The organism is Sphingobacterium bambusae (genome assembly GCF_033955345.1).
GTDB lineage: Bacteria > Bacteroidota > Bacteroidia > Sphingobacteriales > Sphingobacteriaceae > Sphingobacterium > Sphingobacterium bambusae.
Map to the genome: position 1 here is coordinate 3,719,277 of NZ_CP138332.1, position 14,581 is coordinate 3,733,857.

Annotated in this window: 13 protein-coding genes; 5 read left to right on the forward strand and 8 right to left on the reverse strand. The window is 44.4% G+C overall.

All coding sequences use genetic code 11. The annotated features are described in order from the left end of the window. The first annotated feature begins 84 nt into the window (after window positions 1-84). A complete protein-coding gene (locus SCB77_RS15440; protein ID WP_320182892.1) occupies window positions 85-966 on the forward strand; it encodes a UbiA prenyltransferase family protein in 882 nt (293 codons plus the stop codon). Here SCB77_RS15440 and SCB77_RS15445 read toward each other — a convergent pair. The 3 genes from SCB77_RS15445 to rsmA are packed head-to-tail and all read right to left on the reverse strand — an operon-like array spanning window position 941 to window position 3,825. Further along, entirely contained in the window at window positions 941-1,876 is a 936-nt protein-coding gene (locus tag SCB77_RS15445) for an NAD(P)-dependent oxidoreductase (RefSeq protein ID WP_320182893.1), read from the reverse strand. The two genes, SCB77_RS15440 and SCB77_RS15445, sit on opposite strands and share 26 nt — an antisense overlap. Beyond that, window positions 1,876-3,036: an FAD-dependent monooxygenase gene (locus SCB77_RS15450; RefSeq protein ID WP_320182894.1), complete on the reverse strand. Its 1,161-nt coding sequence runs from the start codon at window positions 3,034-3,036 to the stop codon at window positions 1,876-1,878. Before SCB77_RS15450 ends, SCB77_RS15445 begins: the two co-directional genes overlap by 1 nt. A 9-nt stretch (window positions 3,037-3,045) precedes the next feature. Beyond that, on the reverse strand, window positions 3,046-3,825 hold the full coding sequence (gene rsmA / locus SCB77_RS15455) for a 16S rRNA (adenine(1518)-N(6)/adenine(1519)-N(6))-dimethyltransferase RsmA (RefSeq protein WP_320182895.1): 780 nt from the start codon (window positions 3,823-3,825) through the stop codon (window positions 3,046-3,048). Between the two features lie 195 nt (window positions 3,826-4,020). On the opposite strand from rsmA, the gene pdxA reads away from it, so the two are divergent. After that, complete coding sequence (pdxA, locus tag SCB77_RS15460; protein WP_320182896.1) at window positions 4,021-5,076, forward strand: 4-hydroxythreonine-4-phosphate dehydrogenase PdxA; 1,056 nt, start codon at window positions 4,021-4,023, stop codon at window positions 5,074-5,076. A 174-nt stretch (window positions 5,077-5,250) separates the two neighbouring features. Here pdxA and SCB77_RS15465 read toward each other — a convergent pair whose 3' ends face one another. Beyond that, window positions 5,251-6,183 (reverse strand): RpnC/YadD family protein, encoded by a 933-nt coding sequence (locus tag SCB77_RS15465; RefSeq protein ID WP_320182897.1) that lies wholly within the window; start codon window positions 6,181-6,183, stop codon window positions 5,251-5,253. Between the two features lie 152 nt (window positions 6,184-6,335). Here SCB77_RS15465 and SCB77_RS15470 point away from each other — a divergent pair, with 152 nt between their 5' ends. From SCB77_RS15470 to miaA, 3 genes are all read left to right on the forward strand, one after another. Then, window positions 6,336-7,754, forward strand: a complete 1,419-nt coding sequence (locus SCB77_RS15470) for a CCA tRNA nucleotidyltransferase (protein ID WP_320182898.1) — start codon at window positions 6,336-6,338, stop codon at window positions 7,752-7,754. A gap of 60 nt (window positions 7,755-7,814) precedes the next feature. Further along, window positions 7,815-8,405 (forward strand): IS1096 element passenger TnpR family protein, encoded by a 591-nt coding sequence (locus SCB77_RS15475; RefSeq protein WP_320182899.1) that lies wholly within the window; start codon window positions 7,815-7,817, stop codon window positions 8,403-8,405. A gap of 72 nt (window positions 8,406-8,477) precedes the next feature. Further along, on the forward strand, window positions 8,478-9,380 hold the full coding sequence (gene miaA, locus SCB77_RS15480) for a tRNA (adenosine(37)-N6)-dimethylallyltransferase MiaA (protein WP_320182900.1): 903 nt from the start codon (window positions 8,478-8,480) through the stop codon (window positions 9,378-9,380). A 35-nt stretch (window positions 9,381-9,415) separates the two neighbouring features. Here the strand turns inward: miaA and SCB77_RS15485 are convergent, their stop codons facing one another. The 4 genes from SCB77_RS15485 to recJ form a co-directional block, all read right to left on the reverse strand. Continuing rightward, complete coding sequence (locus SCB77_RS15485) at window positions 9,416-10,483, reverse strand: branched-chain amino acid aminotransferase (RefSeq protein WP_320182901.1); 1,068 nt, start codon at window positions 10,481-10,483, stop codon at window positions 9,416-9,418. Window positions 10,484-10,555: 72 nt separating this feature from the next. After that, window positions 10,556-12,070 carry a GH3 auxin-responsive promoter family protein gene (locus SCB77_RS15490; RefSeq protein WP_320182902.1) on the reverse strand — a complete coding sequence of 505 codons (1,515 nt, stop codon included), beginning with the start codon at window positions 12,068-12,070 and terminating at the stop codon, window positions 10,556-10,558. Window positions 12,071-12,097: 27 nt separating this feature from the next. Beyond that, a complete protein-coding gene (gene lptB / locus SCB77_RS15495; RefSeq protein WP_320182903.1) occupies window positions 12,098-12,832 on the reverse strand; it encodes an LPS export ABC transporter ATP-binding protein in 735 nt (244 codons plus the stop codon). Window positions 12,833-12,864: 32 nt separating this feature from the next. Further along, on the reverse strand, window positions 12,865-14,559 hold the full coding sequence (recJ, locus tag SCB77_RS15500) for a single-stranded-DNA-specific exonuclease RecJ (protein ID WP_320182904.1): 1,695 nt from the start codon (window positions 14,557-14,559) through the stop codon (window positions 12,865-12,867). Between the last annotated feature and the right edge of the window lie 22 nt (window positions 14,560-14,581).

Sequence of the window (14,581 nt, forward strand, 5' to 3'; positions counted from 1 at the left end):
TTTTGCCATTAATGTCAATCTTTTTAGCCGATAATTAAGGGAGGAGAAACAGAGGACAGGCAAAATTACTATCTTTAAAAGAAGATGAATCTATTGCGACAAGGCTACTACTTTTTGATCTATACGAACCTGCTAATCGCTGGCGCAGCGATGGCACAATGTGCCTTGACCTATATTTTCTTTCAGGCCGATTTTGATTATGCTATGATTGGAATTGAAGGAGCAGCCACGCTGTTGCTCTATAATTTTAGTCTCCTACTATCGCGCCCAAAATACCCGCAACAGTCAAAGTATAGAAGAACACGCTGGGTATTTAAAAATGAGTGGATATTATGGCTGAACAGTGGTCTTGCAGCCCTATTGCTTGCTTTCGCCATTTTTCAGATACATCTTTACAGCTTGTTGCTCTTGGCAGGGATAGGCCTATTCAGCGTAGCCTATTCTTTTCCTCTATTTCCCTATCGCGGGAAATTGGTGGGTTTGCGGCAGCTCCCGGCTGTTAAAATTTTCCATATCGCACTTGTGTGGACATTAAGCTCCGTGCTGCTACCTGCTTTTGAGCTGTATCTAGATGGCTCCGCTATCGATACGCATCGTTTGCTGGCGTTATTCTCCTTAAAGTTTATCTTCTTGCTGATTTGCACCTTGCCATTCGATATTCGGGACATAGAGCAAGACTCCTATTATCACTTGAAGACTATTCCCAATATGATTGGTGCGGAGCGAGCGATCACCCTATGTTATGTACTGCTCGCCTTACATAGCAGCTGTGTGCTCCTTGCCGCATTTCCTTGGGCTCTGAAGATCGGAATCCTTAGCACGAATTTGTTGATTGCCATCGTGTTGCGAACGGTTGTTTTTCGACATGCTAAGCGCTACCACAATGCCTATCTACTTGATTTTGCTTTAGTGATGCAGTTTCTCGTCGTACTTTTGTCTGTTAATCTTTTTCCCGCTCTGCGATAATCTTATCAGCCAACACAGCTGATAACTTATAGTAGCTTTCAAATGTCCAACCGGCAACGTGTGGGCTCAGCAATACGTTATCCCTGCTGATGAGGTCTTTATACCAATCTTGCTGTTCCAAGGCGGGAAACTTCTCGACAGGTAGTACGTCAAATGCGGCGCCTAATATCTTTCCCTGATCTAGGTAATGCAAAACAGCCGGAATATCGACAATGCCGCCGCGTGCACCCATGAGGAAGAAAATCGGTTTGCGGAAATGATAGAGGTATTCCTTGTCGACCATAGCTTTTGTTTCTCGGGTCAGCGGAATATGAAAGCTGAGTACATCGGCGTGCTTCACGACTTCTTCCATAGATACTTCACGGGCATACTGATCGGAAAAGCCTGTTTTGTATTTATCGTAAGCAATGACATTCACCTCAAATCCGGATAGCTTACGTGCCATAGCTTGTCCATTGTGGCCGTAACCAATAAGAGCCACTGTGCGTCCTTTAAGTTCATAACCTCGGTTCTTTTCGCGCAACCATTGCCCTGCGCTAATTTCTCGATGTCCACGGTTGAGGTTATTCATGAGGCTGAGTAACATGCCGATCATATGCTCGCCCACGGCATCGCGGTTGCCTTCATTCGCCGGCAGCAAGCGTATACCTTTGCTTAGGGCATAATCTTCATCAATATTGTCCATGCCAGCACCAGCCCTTGCAATAAACTTTAGGTGGGGCGCTTTATCGATAAAGTCTTGGTCTACCTGAAATTTGGAACGTATGATCAAGCCGGTATAGCCGGCGATGAGATCTTCCGCTTCGGCCCTATTTGATTTGGGTAAATAGGTAAAGGCAATTTCGGCCTCGCGCAGCTTTTCTAACAACACGTCATGAATGTCGTCAACAATTAAAATAGCCTCTTCCATTATTTCTTATTAATAGCCATAAAATCTTCGTTCAATAGTTTGCGCAGCTGCAGCTGCTTAATTTTCTCCGGCGTAATGCGCATCAACATATTTCGGATGGTGATTAGCAAAGGGTTTTCCCATTGTGAAACTCGACCAATCTGCCAAGATGTGTTGGTAATGTATCGTGTGCGTGCTAACCGGCGACGGTTAACCTGTTTAAAGGCTTCGCTAGGAGTAGGTGTTTCTCGAAGCGTATCTACCAAGACGGCGACGTCTTCAATAGCTTGGCAGGCCCCTTGTCCCAAATTGGGCGTGGTGGCATGCCCAGCGTCACCAATAAATAAAATACGACCATCGTGAAGGCGGGGCAAGGGCTTGATATCAATGATGTCATTCCATAGCAGCTCTTGATCCGTAGTTTGCGCTAATACCTGTTGGATAGTATCGTGGTAGCCTGAAAAATGCGCCTGCAAATCCTTGACACGAAAATCGCGATACAGCGGGTTATCCGCTTTAGAATTGATGCAGGCATACCAATAGATCTTGCTCCCTACCAATGGTGTCATCCCGAATCGTCCTTTTGCGCCCCATGTTTCGGATCCATGGCTAAGTTGTATGTCGCTGTTGTCTATTATGGCACGCCAGCAGGTATATCCCGCATAACGAGGCGAGGTATCAGGTAATAACTGTTGACGAAGACGGGATCTAACGCCATCTGCAACGATCAGTGCATGGGCTTCTATGCTGTTGCCATCGCTGAAATTTATCCGGACGAAGTCATCTTCCTGCTGTACATCAACTGCTTCTTTGCCGAGCACCACCGCCTCGTTGGGAAGTTGGCTCAATAAAAAGTTATGCAAGTCGCCACGATGTACGGCAAAATTTTTCTGCTGCAGGTTCGCCGCTATACTGTCTGTATCTGGTGCCGCGAGTACCACACCATATTGGTCAAGAATATTGTACGAGTTTAAAAAGTGGCCAATGCGTTCTACGCCCTCGCGCAGGCCGAGGTAATCGAAGGCCTGCATGGCATTTGCCGCCATACCGAAGCCGGCACCAATGCCGCGTAAAACAGGCGACCGCTCGTAGACGGTGGTATCTATCCCTATTTTCCGAAGACCAATTGCTGCCGTTAAACCGGCAACGCCACCGCCAATAATCGCAAATCGTGTCTTCATGATGATCGTTTACAGCGCTGCGCTTATTTCTCTTGTCAATAACTCGAAATCTTGCACCGATAGGCGTTCAGCACGCAGATCGTATAAGGGGTTTTCGCTCATCCGCTCTTTAGGAATTACGGCTGAAAGGGAGTTGCGTAATGTCTTGCGCCGTTGATTGAAGGAGGCTTTTACCACTCGCCAAAATAGCTTTTCGTCGCAGTCCAGCGTCACGCGTGCATTTCGGGTCATTTTCATCACACCGGATAACACTTTAGGTGGCGGGTTAAAGGCTCCTGCCTTGACCGTAAACAGATATTGTACATCATAGTAGGCCTGCAGAAAAACACTAAGGATACCATATTCTTTACTTCCGGGCTTAGCGACACAGCGCTCGGCAACTTCCTTTTGAAACATACCCGTCATCTGGACGACGCGATGGCGCTCGTCCAAGATCTTAAAAAGGATCTGCGAGGAGATGTTATAAGGGAAGTTTCCGATGATAGCCATCTTTTCTCCGAAGTGTTTCTCGAAGTCCAACGTTAGAAAATCACCGTGGATAAGTCGATGCTCCAATTGTGGATATTTATCCGCTAGATAAGCAATGGACTCATCATCCACATCGATCAACCAAGTTTCATAAGCTGTTTTCTCCAGTAAAAAATCAGATAAAACGCCCATTCCAGGCCCAACCTCCAAGACTTGGGTGAATCCGAGCGATGGATCTAATGCTTCGACGATCTTTTGGGCTGCATTTTTATCATTGAGAAAATGTTGTCCTAGATGTTTTTTTGCGCGTACTGTACTCATATCGGTGATTTATGCAAAGATAGTGTTTTTCGAATGTTATCGGTACACGGCTTGGAATGTGATGTGTAGCATCCGTAATTATGTCGACGTAGGGATCCTGAAACCGCATTTGCAGGATGGAGGAACGCTAATGTGCGCCGACGATACTTTATTTTTGCGCCAAATTTTGTATTTTTGGTGTAAAGCTTTGATAAAATGAGTGAAAAATTAAAAATAGGTATTAGCATCGGCGACGTCAATGGGATTGGCTTGGAAGTGATTATCAAGTCGTTGATGGACAATCGCGTTTTAGAATACTTTACGCCAATTGTTTATGGTAATACAAAGGTTGCCTCATTTCATCGCAAGGCTATAGGCATACAGGATTTTAGTTTCAATGTGATCAATAGTGCCGAGCAGGCAAATCCCAAACGTGCTAACATGATCAATTGTTGGCAGGAAGATGTTAAGATCACCTTAGGCGAGCAAAATGAAATAGGCGGTAAATATGCTTTTCTTTCGTTGGAGAAAGCGGTAGACGATCTCCGTGCCGGAATTATCGATGCTTTGGTGACAGCACCAATCAATAAACATAACATACAGCAGGAGGGTTTTAACTTTCCTGGACATACGGAGTTTTTACAAGCAAAAACGGAAGCAAAAGATGTGCTGATGTTTATGGTTGCCGATGAACTGCGCATCGGTGTTGTTACTGGGCATATCCCTGTTAAAGATATTGCTGGTTCGATCAGTAAAGAAGCTATCGTACAGAAGTTGAAAATGATGAATGATAGCTTGCGTAAGGATTTTTGGATACAGAAGCCAAAGATCGCCGTCTTGGGTTTGAATCCACATGCTGGCGATAATGGGCTTATCGGTACTGAGGATGAGGAAATTATTAAACCAGCCATACAACAGGCTGCTGAAGAAGGCGTTTTTTGTTTTGGCCCTTATCCGGCTGATGGTTTTTTTGCTGGCGACACCTACACTAAGTTTGACGGCGTATTGGCGATGTATCACGACCAAGGGCTGATCCCGTTTAAACATATAGCCTCGCGCAAAGGAATCAATTTTACGGCAGGTTTACCCATTGTTCGCACCTCACCAGATCATGGTACCGGTTACGATATTGCGGGGAAGAACGTCGCTTCGCACGATTCTTTTCTTGAAGCTATTTTTGCAGCCGTACATATCGTGGAACGTAGAAGGGAGCAGGCTGTACTCGCTGCCAATCCATTAGCATTCCGCCGTCTATCAAAAGATCGCGATTAGTCTGTTTCTATTCGCTTTCGCGTTAAGGATCTGTAAATAGGTTTTTATCAAGACATAGATTTGATCCGCACGGCGGATCTTTTTTTGTTTAAGAATAATTATGCCTGAACAGGATGAGGCGTTTATCTGTATCTCGAGAAGCTTAGTGAAGAAGATAATGGGGTAGATTTGAGTTTATTTGAATTTTTCGATCTCTTTGAGTGGAAGGCCAGTGATATCGGCAATCAGCTTGCTCTCTAAGCCGTTCTCTAGCATTTTTTTTGCCATTTCTATTTTTTCGGCGGCTGCTTTAAGACGGGCATTACGTTCTCCTTTAATGATGCCCTTTGCAATCCCCTCCTTGGTCGCTTTATCCAGTAGGTATTCCCGTGTTCCCATTGTGCTGTTTTTTCCTGTTTTATCTCTGACCTCTTCTTCAAAGATAGCAAAAAATGATTTGTTTTTAAAACTGATATAGCGCGATAGAAAATCGTAAATGCCTTGACGTACAGGTTTATCCATACTTCGTGTCATCATTTCGTCGTAGAGATCGTGCTTGATGTTCATAAGTTGTGCATCGCTTACATCGCCCTGCTGTATGGCTAGCAAGGCCGTTAGTACGACTACAGCAAATGGGTTCCTATCAGCTCGGAGTTTTGCTTCGTTTTGGTTAAGGATTTTGTAGCTATTGAACCAGTATAATAGGCCCGTACCCATAAATTCCAGTGTGTAGCTTGCTGGTTGGTACTGTATTTCTGTATCGGCCAGAATGGCTATGGCTGTGACAGGAACTTGATACCGATCTTTAATACGGTAGTAATATTGGAACATCCGTTTTGGAAGATCACCTTTCCCCTTGCTGGATTGTATCTCTATATGACAAAGTATAAATTGCGCATGGCCATTAAGGAGATAAACTTTAACAAGTTTGTCAACGAAGCGAACACCTTTATTATTAGGAGCAGGGGGAAAGAGTGTTTCGAATTCTTTATCCAAGTATTCGAAGCCACGAGCGAAATCGAAGACGTCTGCCGCCGTAGGGAACATGAAAGTAAGAAAATGGACAAAGGTCTGTTCAATGACACTTTTCCATAAAGGGTCATCGACGCGCGGATTAACTCGGGCCATAGCAGTTTGTTATAAATGGTTATCGCACTAAAGATAATAATTATAGCGAAAACCAGAGAGCCATTTGTAATACCCGTTCAACTTTATCCCCTCTTTTATTAAATAATCATTATTTTTGCCCTTTGATAGGCGAAAGCCTAGAGATGATTGCTATGCGAGAAAATTTACAACACCCCATATTTCAGATAATCAAAGATTTAGCGGATCGTGAGCAGATAGCATGTTATGTTATTGGTGGCTATGTTCGTGATCGGATAATGGGCAGACCGTTTAAAAACGATGTGGATATTGTCGTTGTAGGAAGCGGTATTGATTTCGCAAGTAAAGTTGGTGAAGTGCTACACACCAAAGTGGCGATCTATAAAAGTTTTGGTACGGCCATGTTGGTTCACGATAACATCAATATTGAGTTTGTTGGTGCACGCCGAGAGTCCTATCGCTCGAACTCTCGCAATCCTATCGTCGAAGATGGAACATTGGAAGACGATCAAAATCGACGCGATTTCACGATTAATGCAATGGCCTATGGCCTAAACTCCGAGAACTACGGCGAATTGGTAGATCCTTTCCAAGGCCTGCAAGATATTGAGCAACGCATTATTCGCACACCATTAGATCCAGATATTACCTTCTCAGATGATCCACTACGCATGATGCGTGCCATCCGTTTTGCATCTCAACTGGGCTTTAAAATAGACGCACGGGCCGTGACGTCAATTGCGGCTACGGCGGAACGCATCAAGATTATATCGAAGGAACGGGTTATCGACGAGTTGAACAAGATTATTCTTTCGCCGAAGCCTTCCGTCGGATTCCATTATCTTTTTGATACGGGGCTTTTAAAACTAATCTTCCCAGCCATGGAAAATCTGCATGGGGTGGATGTTATTGAAGGGCGAGCGCACAAAGATAATTTTTACCATACGTTGGAGGTGCTCGATAATGTTGCTGAAGATTCTGACGATCTATGGTTGCGGTGGGCAGCAATAATGCACGATATAGCTAAGCCGGCGACTAAAAGGTTCGATAAAAAGGTGGGATGGACTTTCCATGGGCATGAAGACCGTGGGGCCAAGATGGTACCCAAGCTTTTTGGAGAGTTGAAGCTTCCGCTAAATGAGAAGATGAAATTCGTCCAAAGGTTGGTGCAGCTGCACCTTCGTCCTATTGTTTTGGCACAAGATATCGTCACGGATTCTGCTGTAAGACGGCTGCTTTTCGATGCGGGAAATGACATTGACGCGTTGATGGCCTTATGCCATGCCGATGTGACCACCAAAAACGAGTACAAAAAACGCAAGTACCGAGATAACTTTGAGTTGGTCAAGCAAAAGCTACGGGATGTCGAGGAGCGTGATCAGATACGAAACTGGCAGCCTCCTGTGACGGGAGAAGACATTATGGAACTCTTCGATTTACGACCCGGACGTATCATTGGTAAGATAAAAAATGCTATGCGGGAAGCTATATTGGAAGGAGAAGTGGCAAATACAAGAGCAGATGCCTTGGAATTTGTTATTCAACAGGGTGAAAGCTTGGGACTTGTCCGTAAGAAAAACACTGCACTTTAATTTTTTTTAAATTTATTGTATTTTTATCCCTCGGTAAAAAACTAAACGATACAACAAAGAATGGCTATTTACAGATTTCGAGTGACTTTTGAGGATTATGAAGATATCTATCGTGAAATTGATATGCCCTCAAAAGGTACATTTTTAGAGCTTCACGAGGCTATCCATAGTTCAACAGGCTATAAAGCTGATGTTTCTTCCTCGTTTTATGTCAGCAATGACCAATGGAAAAAGGGAACAGAAATAGCGCTTCTTCCATCGTCTCGAAAAGCCGATGCGGGTGTTCTTCTTATGGAAACCATACGCCTGAGTAAGTTTATCGATGATCCACACCAAAAGTTCTATTACATCTACAATTTCGATCGTCCATACGATTTCCATGTGGAATTGGTCAAGATCCTTAAAGAAGAAGATGGGAAGGTGTATCCATTGGTGTCTCGGGTAGTAGGTGACGCTCCTAAAAATGCATCGGCGGCAAATTTCCCATTATCTACCGGAATTGATGATGAGGATGACGATGAAGAAGTAACCACAGACGAAACGGAATATGGCGTGGATGATGAGGAAGAATTCGATATGTTCGATGATGAGGAAAGTGAAAGTGGAGAGGAAAGCGAACAAAAATCAAGCGGATACGAAGATGAGTTTTAACCACTGATCGAAGTGGAACACGTTATACAAATACCTTAAGTTGATCGCTTAAGGTATTTTTTTCATTGTAACATGACAGGAAAGAAGAAGCGACTCCTTGTAGTGGTGGGGCCTACGGCGGTAGGAAAGACAGCATTGGCTATCCGACTAGCGCAGTATTTTAAAACGGAGGTACTGTCTGCCGATTCCCGACAGTTTTATCGGGAGATGACTATTGGAACAGCAAAACCCGACGCAGCGGAGCAGCAACAGGCTGTACATCATTTTATCGATTCACATTCCATCGCGGAAGAATACTCTGCCGGCGATTTTGAACGGGATGCCTTAAAGCTATTGGCTGATCTATTTCTTCATCACGACGATGTTGTGCTTGTTGGCGGATCGGGGCTTTTCGTTCGCGCCCTTTGTGAAGGTTTGGATAACTTGCCCAAGGCGCCCATAGAGGTTCGGGAGAAATTGAATAGGCTGTTGCAGGAGAAAGGATTGGAGGCGCTGCAGAAAAGGTTGCAGGAGGTCGATCCAGCCTATTATGCAACAGCAGATATCCAAAATCCACAGCGTGTTGTCCGCGCACTGGAGGTTTTTGAAGCAACGGGAAAACCTTTTTCATCCTTCCGCCAACAAGAGTTCCTAGAACGGCCCTTCGAGATTAGTACTATCGGTCTTAACATGGAACGACCAGAACTTTATGATAGGATAAATCGACGTGTAGACCATATGATGGATAGCGGCTTATTGGAAGAAGTGAAATCGTTATTGCCCTATCGCAACAAGCCGGCTCTACTTACCGTTGGTTATGCAGAAATATTCGATTACTTAGATGGTCAATGCAGCTTGGAGGAAGCAGTTGATCGAATTAAACAAAACTCTAGACGTTATGCCAAGCGACAGATAACCTGGTTTAAGAAACATGGAAATACGTGCTGGTTTTCACCAAATGCTTGGGACGAAATTTTAGCCTATATCGAGCAATAAAAAAGGGACTCTTTTAAAGTCCCTTTCATTATGTGTTATACAATAAAGTTCCATCCAAATGGATCTTCGATTTTACCGTAACGTAATTGATTTAAATAATCCAACACTTTGTTTGAGAACTCGCGACCTTCTACTGCAGGCAGCTCATAATCCTGTCCTTCGAATCCGATCTTGGAAATATGGGTAATCGTTGCTGCGGTTCCTGCGGCGAAAGCTTCTGTGACGCTACCATCTTTAATCCCGTCGATCAATTCTTGAACTGATACCTTGCGTTGCTCCGCTTTAAAGCCCCATTTTTCTGCGAGTTCCATTATTGTACGTCTTGTTACACCATGTAGAATTGTGTCACCATGTGGTGTGATAATGGTATCTCCAATGCGGAAAATTAGGTTGGCCGTGCCAGCTTCTTCAATGTATTTGTGCTCTGCGGCATCCGTCCACATGATTTGATCGTAACCTTCATCATTGGCCAACTGCGTAGGATAGAGCGACAACGCATAGTTGCCCGCATTTTTTGAGAAACCTACACCACCTTCTGCCGCACGTGTATAATGTGTTTCGACCTTCAAGCTGATGGGTTTGCTGTAGTAGGCCCCCACAGGGCAGGTAATAATAATGAATTTATAGGAAGCAGATGGGTGTACGCCCAACGCTGCTTCGGTAGCAAACATAAATGGTCGAATGTACAAGGAAGTTCCGTCGACGGAAGGTACCCAAGTTTGGTCTACTTGCAACAATTCCTTCAATCCACCCAAGAAGATTTCTTCAGGCACTTCCGGCATTTGTAAGCGTTTTGCTGATTTATTAAAGCGTTCCAAGTTTTTATCGGGACGGAATATACTCACTGTTCCATCTGCAAATTTATAACCTTTAATTCCTTCAAAGATAGATTGACCGTAATGCAAGGAAGACATGGAAGGGCTAATGCTCAGCTCGCCATAAGGCACAATGCTGACGTCTGTCCAGGTACCGTTATCATAGTTGGCAACCAGCATATGGTCAGACATGATTTGACCAAACTTCAAATTGTTGAAATCTACTTGCGAGAGTCTTGATTGTTTTGTCGGCTCTACGCGAATTGAATAGGTATTCGTCTCGCTCATCACATTAAAAATTAAGAATGTGCAATTTAGAAAAAAGAATCAATAGATTCTTACGTACATGCCGTAAATTGTCTATTGGTTCATCATTTTGAGGAGCTCGTCCAAGTAGGAGCGGTCATTGGCCAGTCGAGGAACTTTGTTTTGCCCGCCCAATTTTCCACGGGCACTCATCCATCGGTAGAAAAGATCTTTGGATGCGTTGTGCACGATCGGGAAGGATAAGGCCATATCTTTATAACGTTTGGCATCGTAATCCGAATTGATCTCACGTAAAGTATTGTCCAAGATTTCACAAAACTGTTGGAAATTTTCGGGTGCTCTTTCAAATTCAATGATCCACTCGTGAGCCCCGGCTTTGCCTTTGTCAAAATATACGGGGCCTGCCGTATAATCCTTAATTATGGCTTGGGTAACCTGACAGGCTCGCTGCAGCGCATGTTCGGCATTATCGACAATGACCTCCTCGCCGAAGGTATTAATGTAATGCTTGGTTCTGCCCGATATTTGGAATCGGTAGGGGGAGAGCGATGTAAAACGAATGGTGTCCCCAATTTTATATCGCCAAAGGCCCGCATTCGTAGAAATAATTAGTGCGTAGTTCTTGTGGAGTTCTACTTCATACAATCCCAACGTCTTAGGATGCTCGTCGTGCATACGTTCAACAGGTAGGAACTCGTAATAGATGCCATAGTCCAGCATGAGCAACAAATCTTCGGAATCCGATTGATCCTGCAAGCCAAAATAACCTTCTGAGGCGTTGTAATTCTCTAGGTAATACATGTTTTCAGAAGGAATCAGCTGCTTAAATTGTTCTCGGTAAGGTTTGAAGCTGACTCCTCCATGGCCGTAGAATTCCAAATTGGGCCAAACTTCCAGCAGGTTTTGCTTGCCGGTAATCTCAAGAACCCTCTTGGCCATGACGATATTCCATGTAGGCACGCCAGCGAGGCTGGTCACATTTTCTTTGATCGTGATCTCCGCAATCTGATCTATTTTCTTCTCGAAGTTAGGGTTTAGCGTCACCTCCAAGTTGGGTGTGCGTTTAAACTCGGCCCAAAAGGGTAGGTTTCGAATCAGGATGGAGGAAAGGTCGCCGTAATAAGAGTCGGGACTAAAGTTGTTTATCTGCGAGGAACCGCCGATCACCACCGACTTACCCGTAAAAACCTTGTTCTCCGGTTTGTTGTGGCAAAAGATCGAAAGCATGTCTTTTCCGCCTTGGTAATGACAATCTTCCAGCGCCTCCATACTTACAGGAATGAACTTGGAGCGGTCGGAGGTGGTTCCCGAAGATTTCGCAAACCATTTGACGTCGGTAGGCCACAAGAGGTTCTGTTCGCCTTTGATCATTCGCTCTACATAGCCTTTAACATCATCATAATCCTGGATAGGCACCCTATTTTTGTACTCTTCGGGAGTAAGAATACTCGTGTAGTCGTATTTTCTGCCCCATTCTGTTGCCTCGGCAGTAGCTATAAGGCTTTGAAACCACTCTTCTTGCACATCATGGGGATACTTCATGAAAAGCTCAATCTGATGAATGCGCTTTTTCATAATCCACGTGAAAAGAGAATTGAGTAATTCCATAGTTGTGTACTGTATGTAGACTTTAGGTTATAGCTTTTTTCTTCTTAACTCGAAATGACGTCCGAGGTAGAACTTGCGAGCAAGTTCATTGTCTGCAATTTCTTCTGGTGTGCCGGTAAGCATAATTTTCCCTTCGGTCAAAAGATAGGCTCTATCCGTGATGGAAAGCGTTTCCTGCACGTTATGGTCGGTAATGAGCACGCCAATGTTCTTACGCTTCAATTTCGAGACAATGGTTTGGATCTCTTCCACAGCTATGGGGTCAACACCAGCGAAGGGTTCATCCAACAGGATAAAATGCGGGTTGGCAGCCAGTGCACGTGCAATCTCCGTTCTTCTGCGTTCTCCCCCTGAGAGAAGATCTCCACGGTTTTTACGCACCCTGTTCAGACTAAATTCAGCCAGCAGTTCTTCCAACTTTTCTAAGCGTTCCTGCTTGTTTGGGTAGTGAATTTCCAACACCGCTAGGATGTTATTCTCTACCGAGAGTTTGCGGAATACCGAGGCTTCCTGTGCCAGATAGCCGATACCTTTTTGTGCACGCTGAAACATAGCATCCTGCGTGATCTCCTGATCATCCAGAAATACATGGCCGTCGTTCGGCTTGATCAAGCCCACGATCATATAAAATGAAGTGGTCTTTCCAGCTCCATTAGGGCCGAGCAATCCAACGATTTCTCCCTGTTCCACATGAAAAGATACGTCGTTAACAACAGTACGTTGTTTGTATTTTTTGATTAAATGTTCGGCCTTTAATATCATCTACTCCTTAATCGTTTGATTACAAATATATTTTAATATCGAATTGCTTTGATATTTAATTGTAAATTCTTTTTGCCTCTCCAGTTGTTCTCTTCGATCGTGTAACACATATCAAAAGGCTTTCCCGCATTGATGTGATCGATGGCACTAGCCAAGCCAAAGCCGATACACTCAAAACTAAAGCCCCCTTCTTGGCGTACCGTGATCTTAATATGGTTGCTGCCCACAATATAGCCGCTTCCAAATACTTTACTGGTCAATAGTATAGGGGCCTCATTGTGTGGCCCGAAGGGCTCAAATTGACGGAGCAAACGGTAGAACTTAGCATCGATATCTTTGAAGCCCAATTCGGCCTCTATGAGTACTTCCTGTTGCAGCATCTCCGGTTTTATGCTGCTGCTCACTACCTGTTCAAATTTTTCTTGAAAGGCTGGCACGTTTTCCAAGCTCATGGTTAAGCCGGCAGCGTATTTGTGTCCACCATACTGCTCCAGCAAATCACTACATTCGCTAAGCGCTTCATACAGGTCGAAGCCGATCACCGATCGTGCTGACCCTGCAATATGTCCATTGGTTTGTGTTAAGATGATCGTCGGGCGGTAGTATTTTTCCGTTAAACGGGATGCTACGATGCCAATTACCCCTTTGTGCCAATCTTCCTTAAACAAGACCGTGGATTTTCTAGCTTTTAATATTTCATCGTTATTGATGATGTCCAGCGCTTCCTCGGTTATCTTTAGGTCGAAGTCCTTACGCAGATTGTTTTGATCATCAACCGTAACGGAATAGTCCTTCGCCTCTTGCAATGATTTCGAAATCAGTAATTTTACGGCATCTTTGGCGTGTTCAATTCTGCCGGCGGCGTTTATGCGTGGTCCGATCTGGAAAACAATATCGTTCACCGAAAACTGCCCCGTTTTATTGGAGGAAAGATTGATCAATGCCTGCAGGCCACAATTAGGGTTGGTATTCAGCTTTTTTAGTCCGAAATGCGTAAGGATGCGGTTTTCACCGGTTATGGGCACAATGTCGGACGCTATGCTCACGGCAACAAGATCCAAGTATTGGTAGGCCAACTGCATGTCCATCGCGTTCTTTTGGATAAATGCCTGGATAATCTTGAAGCCAATCCCACATCCAGAAAGCTCTTTGTAAGGGTAGGAGCAATCCACACGCTTCGGATCAAGTACGGCAACGGCATCCGGAATGGATTCACCGGGCAAATGGTGATCGCCAATGATGAAGTCGATCCCTTTCGCTTGTGCATAGTTGACTTTATCGATCGCCTTGATGCCACAGTCCAACGCAATGATCAATGTAAATCCGTGTGCTGCGGCGTAGTCGATACCAGCGTTTGATATCCCGTAGCCTTCCAAATATCGATCGGGAATATAAAATTCTAACCCCGAATGAAAATCCCGAAAGAAACTGTAGACAACGGATACGGCTGTAGTTCCATCAACGTCATAATCGCCGTAGATCAGTATTTTTTCCTTATTGCCAATAGCACGTTCGATTCGGGATATCGCTTGGTCCATATCTTTCATGAGAAAAGGATCATGCAAGCTATCCAGCATCGGTCTGAAAAAATACTTGGCGGCGTCAAAGCTCTCGATGCCCCGGTTTAAGAGCAACTCTGCGATAATCGGACTTACACCCAGTTCGTCACGCAGTTTGTTCGTTTTTTTGACATCATTTTTTGGCTTTACTACCCACCTTTTTTGCATATCTTTGCGGCTGTATTAACGT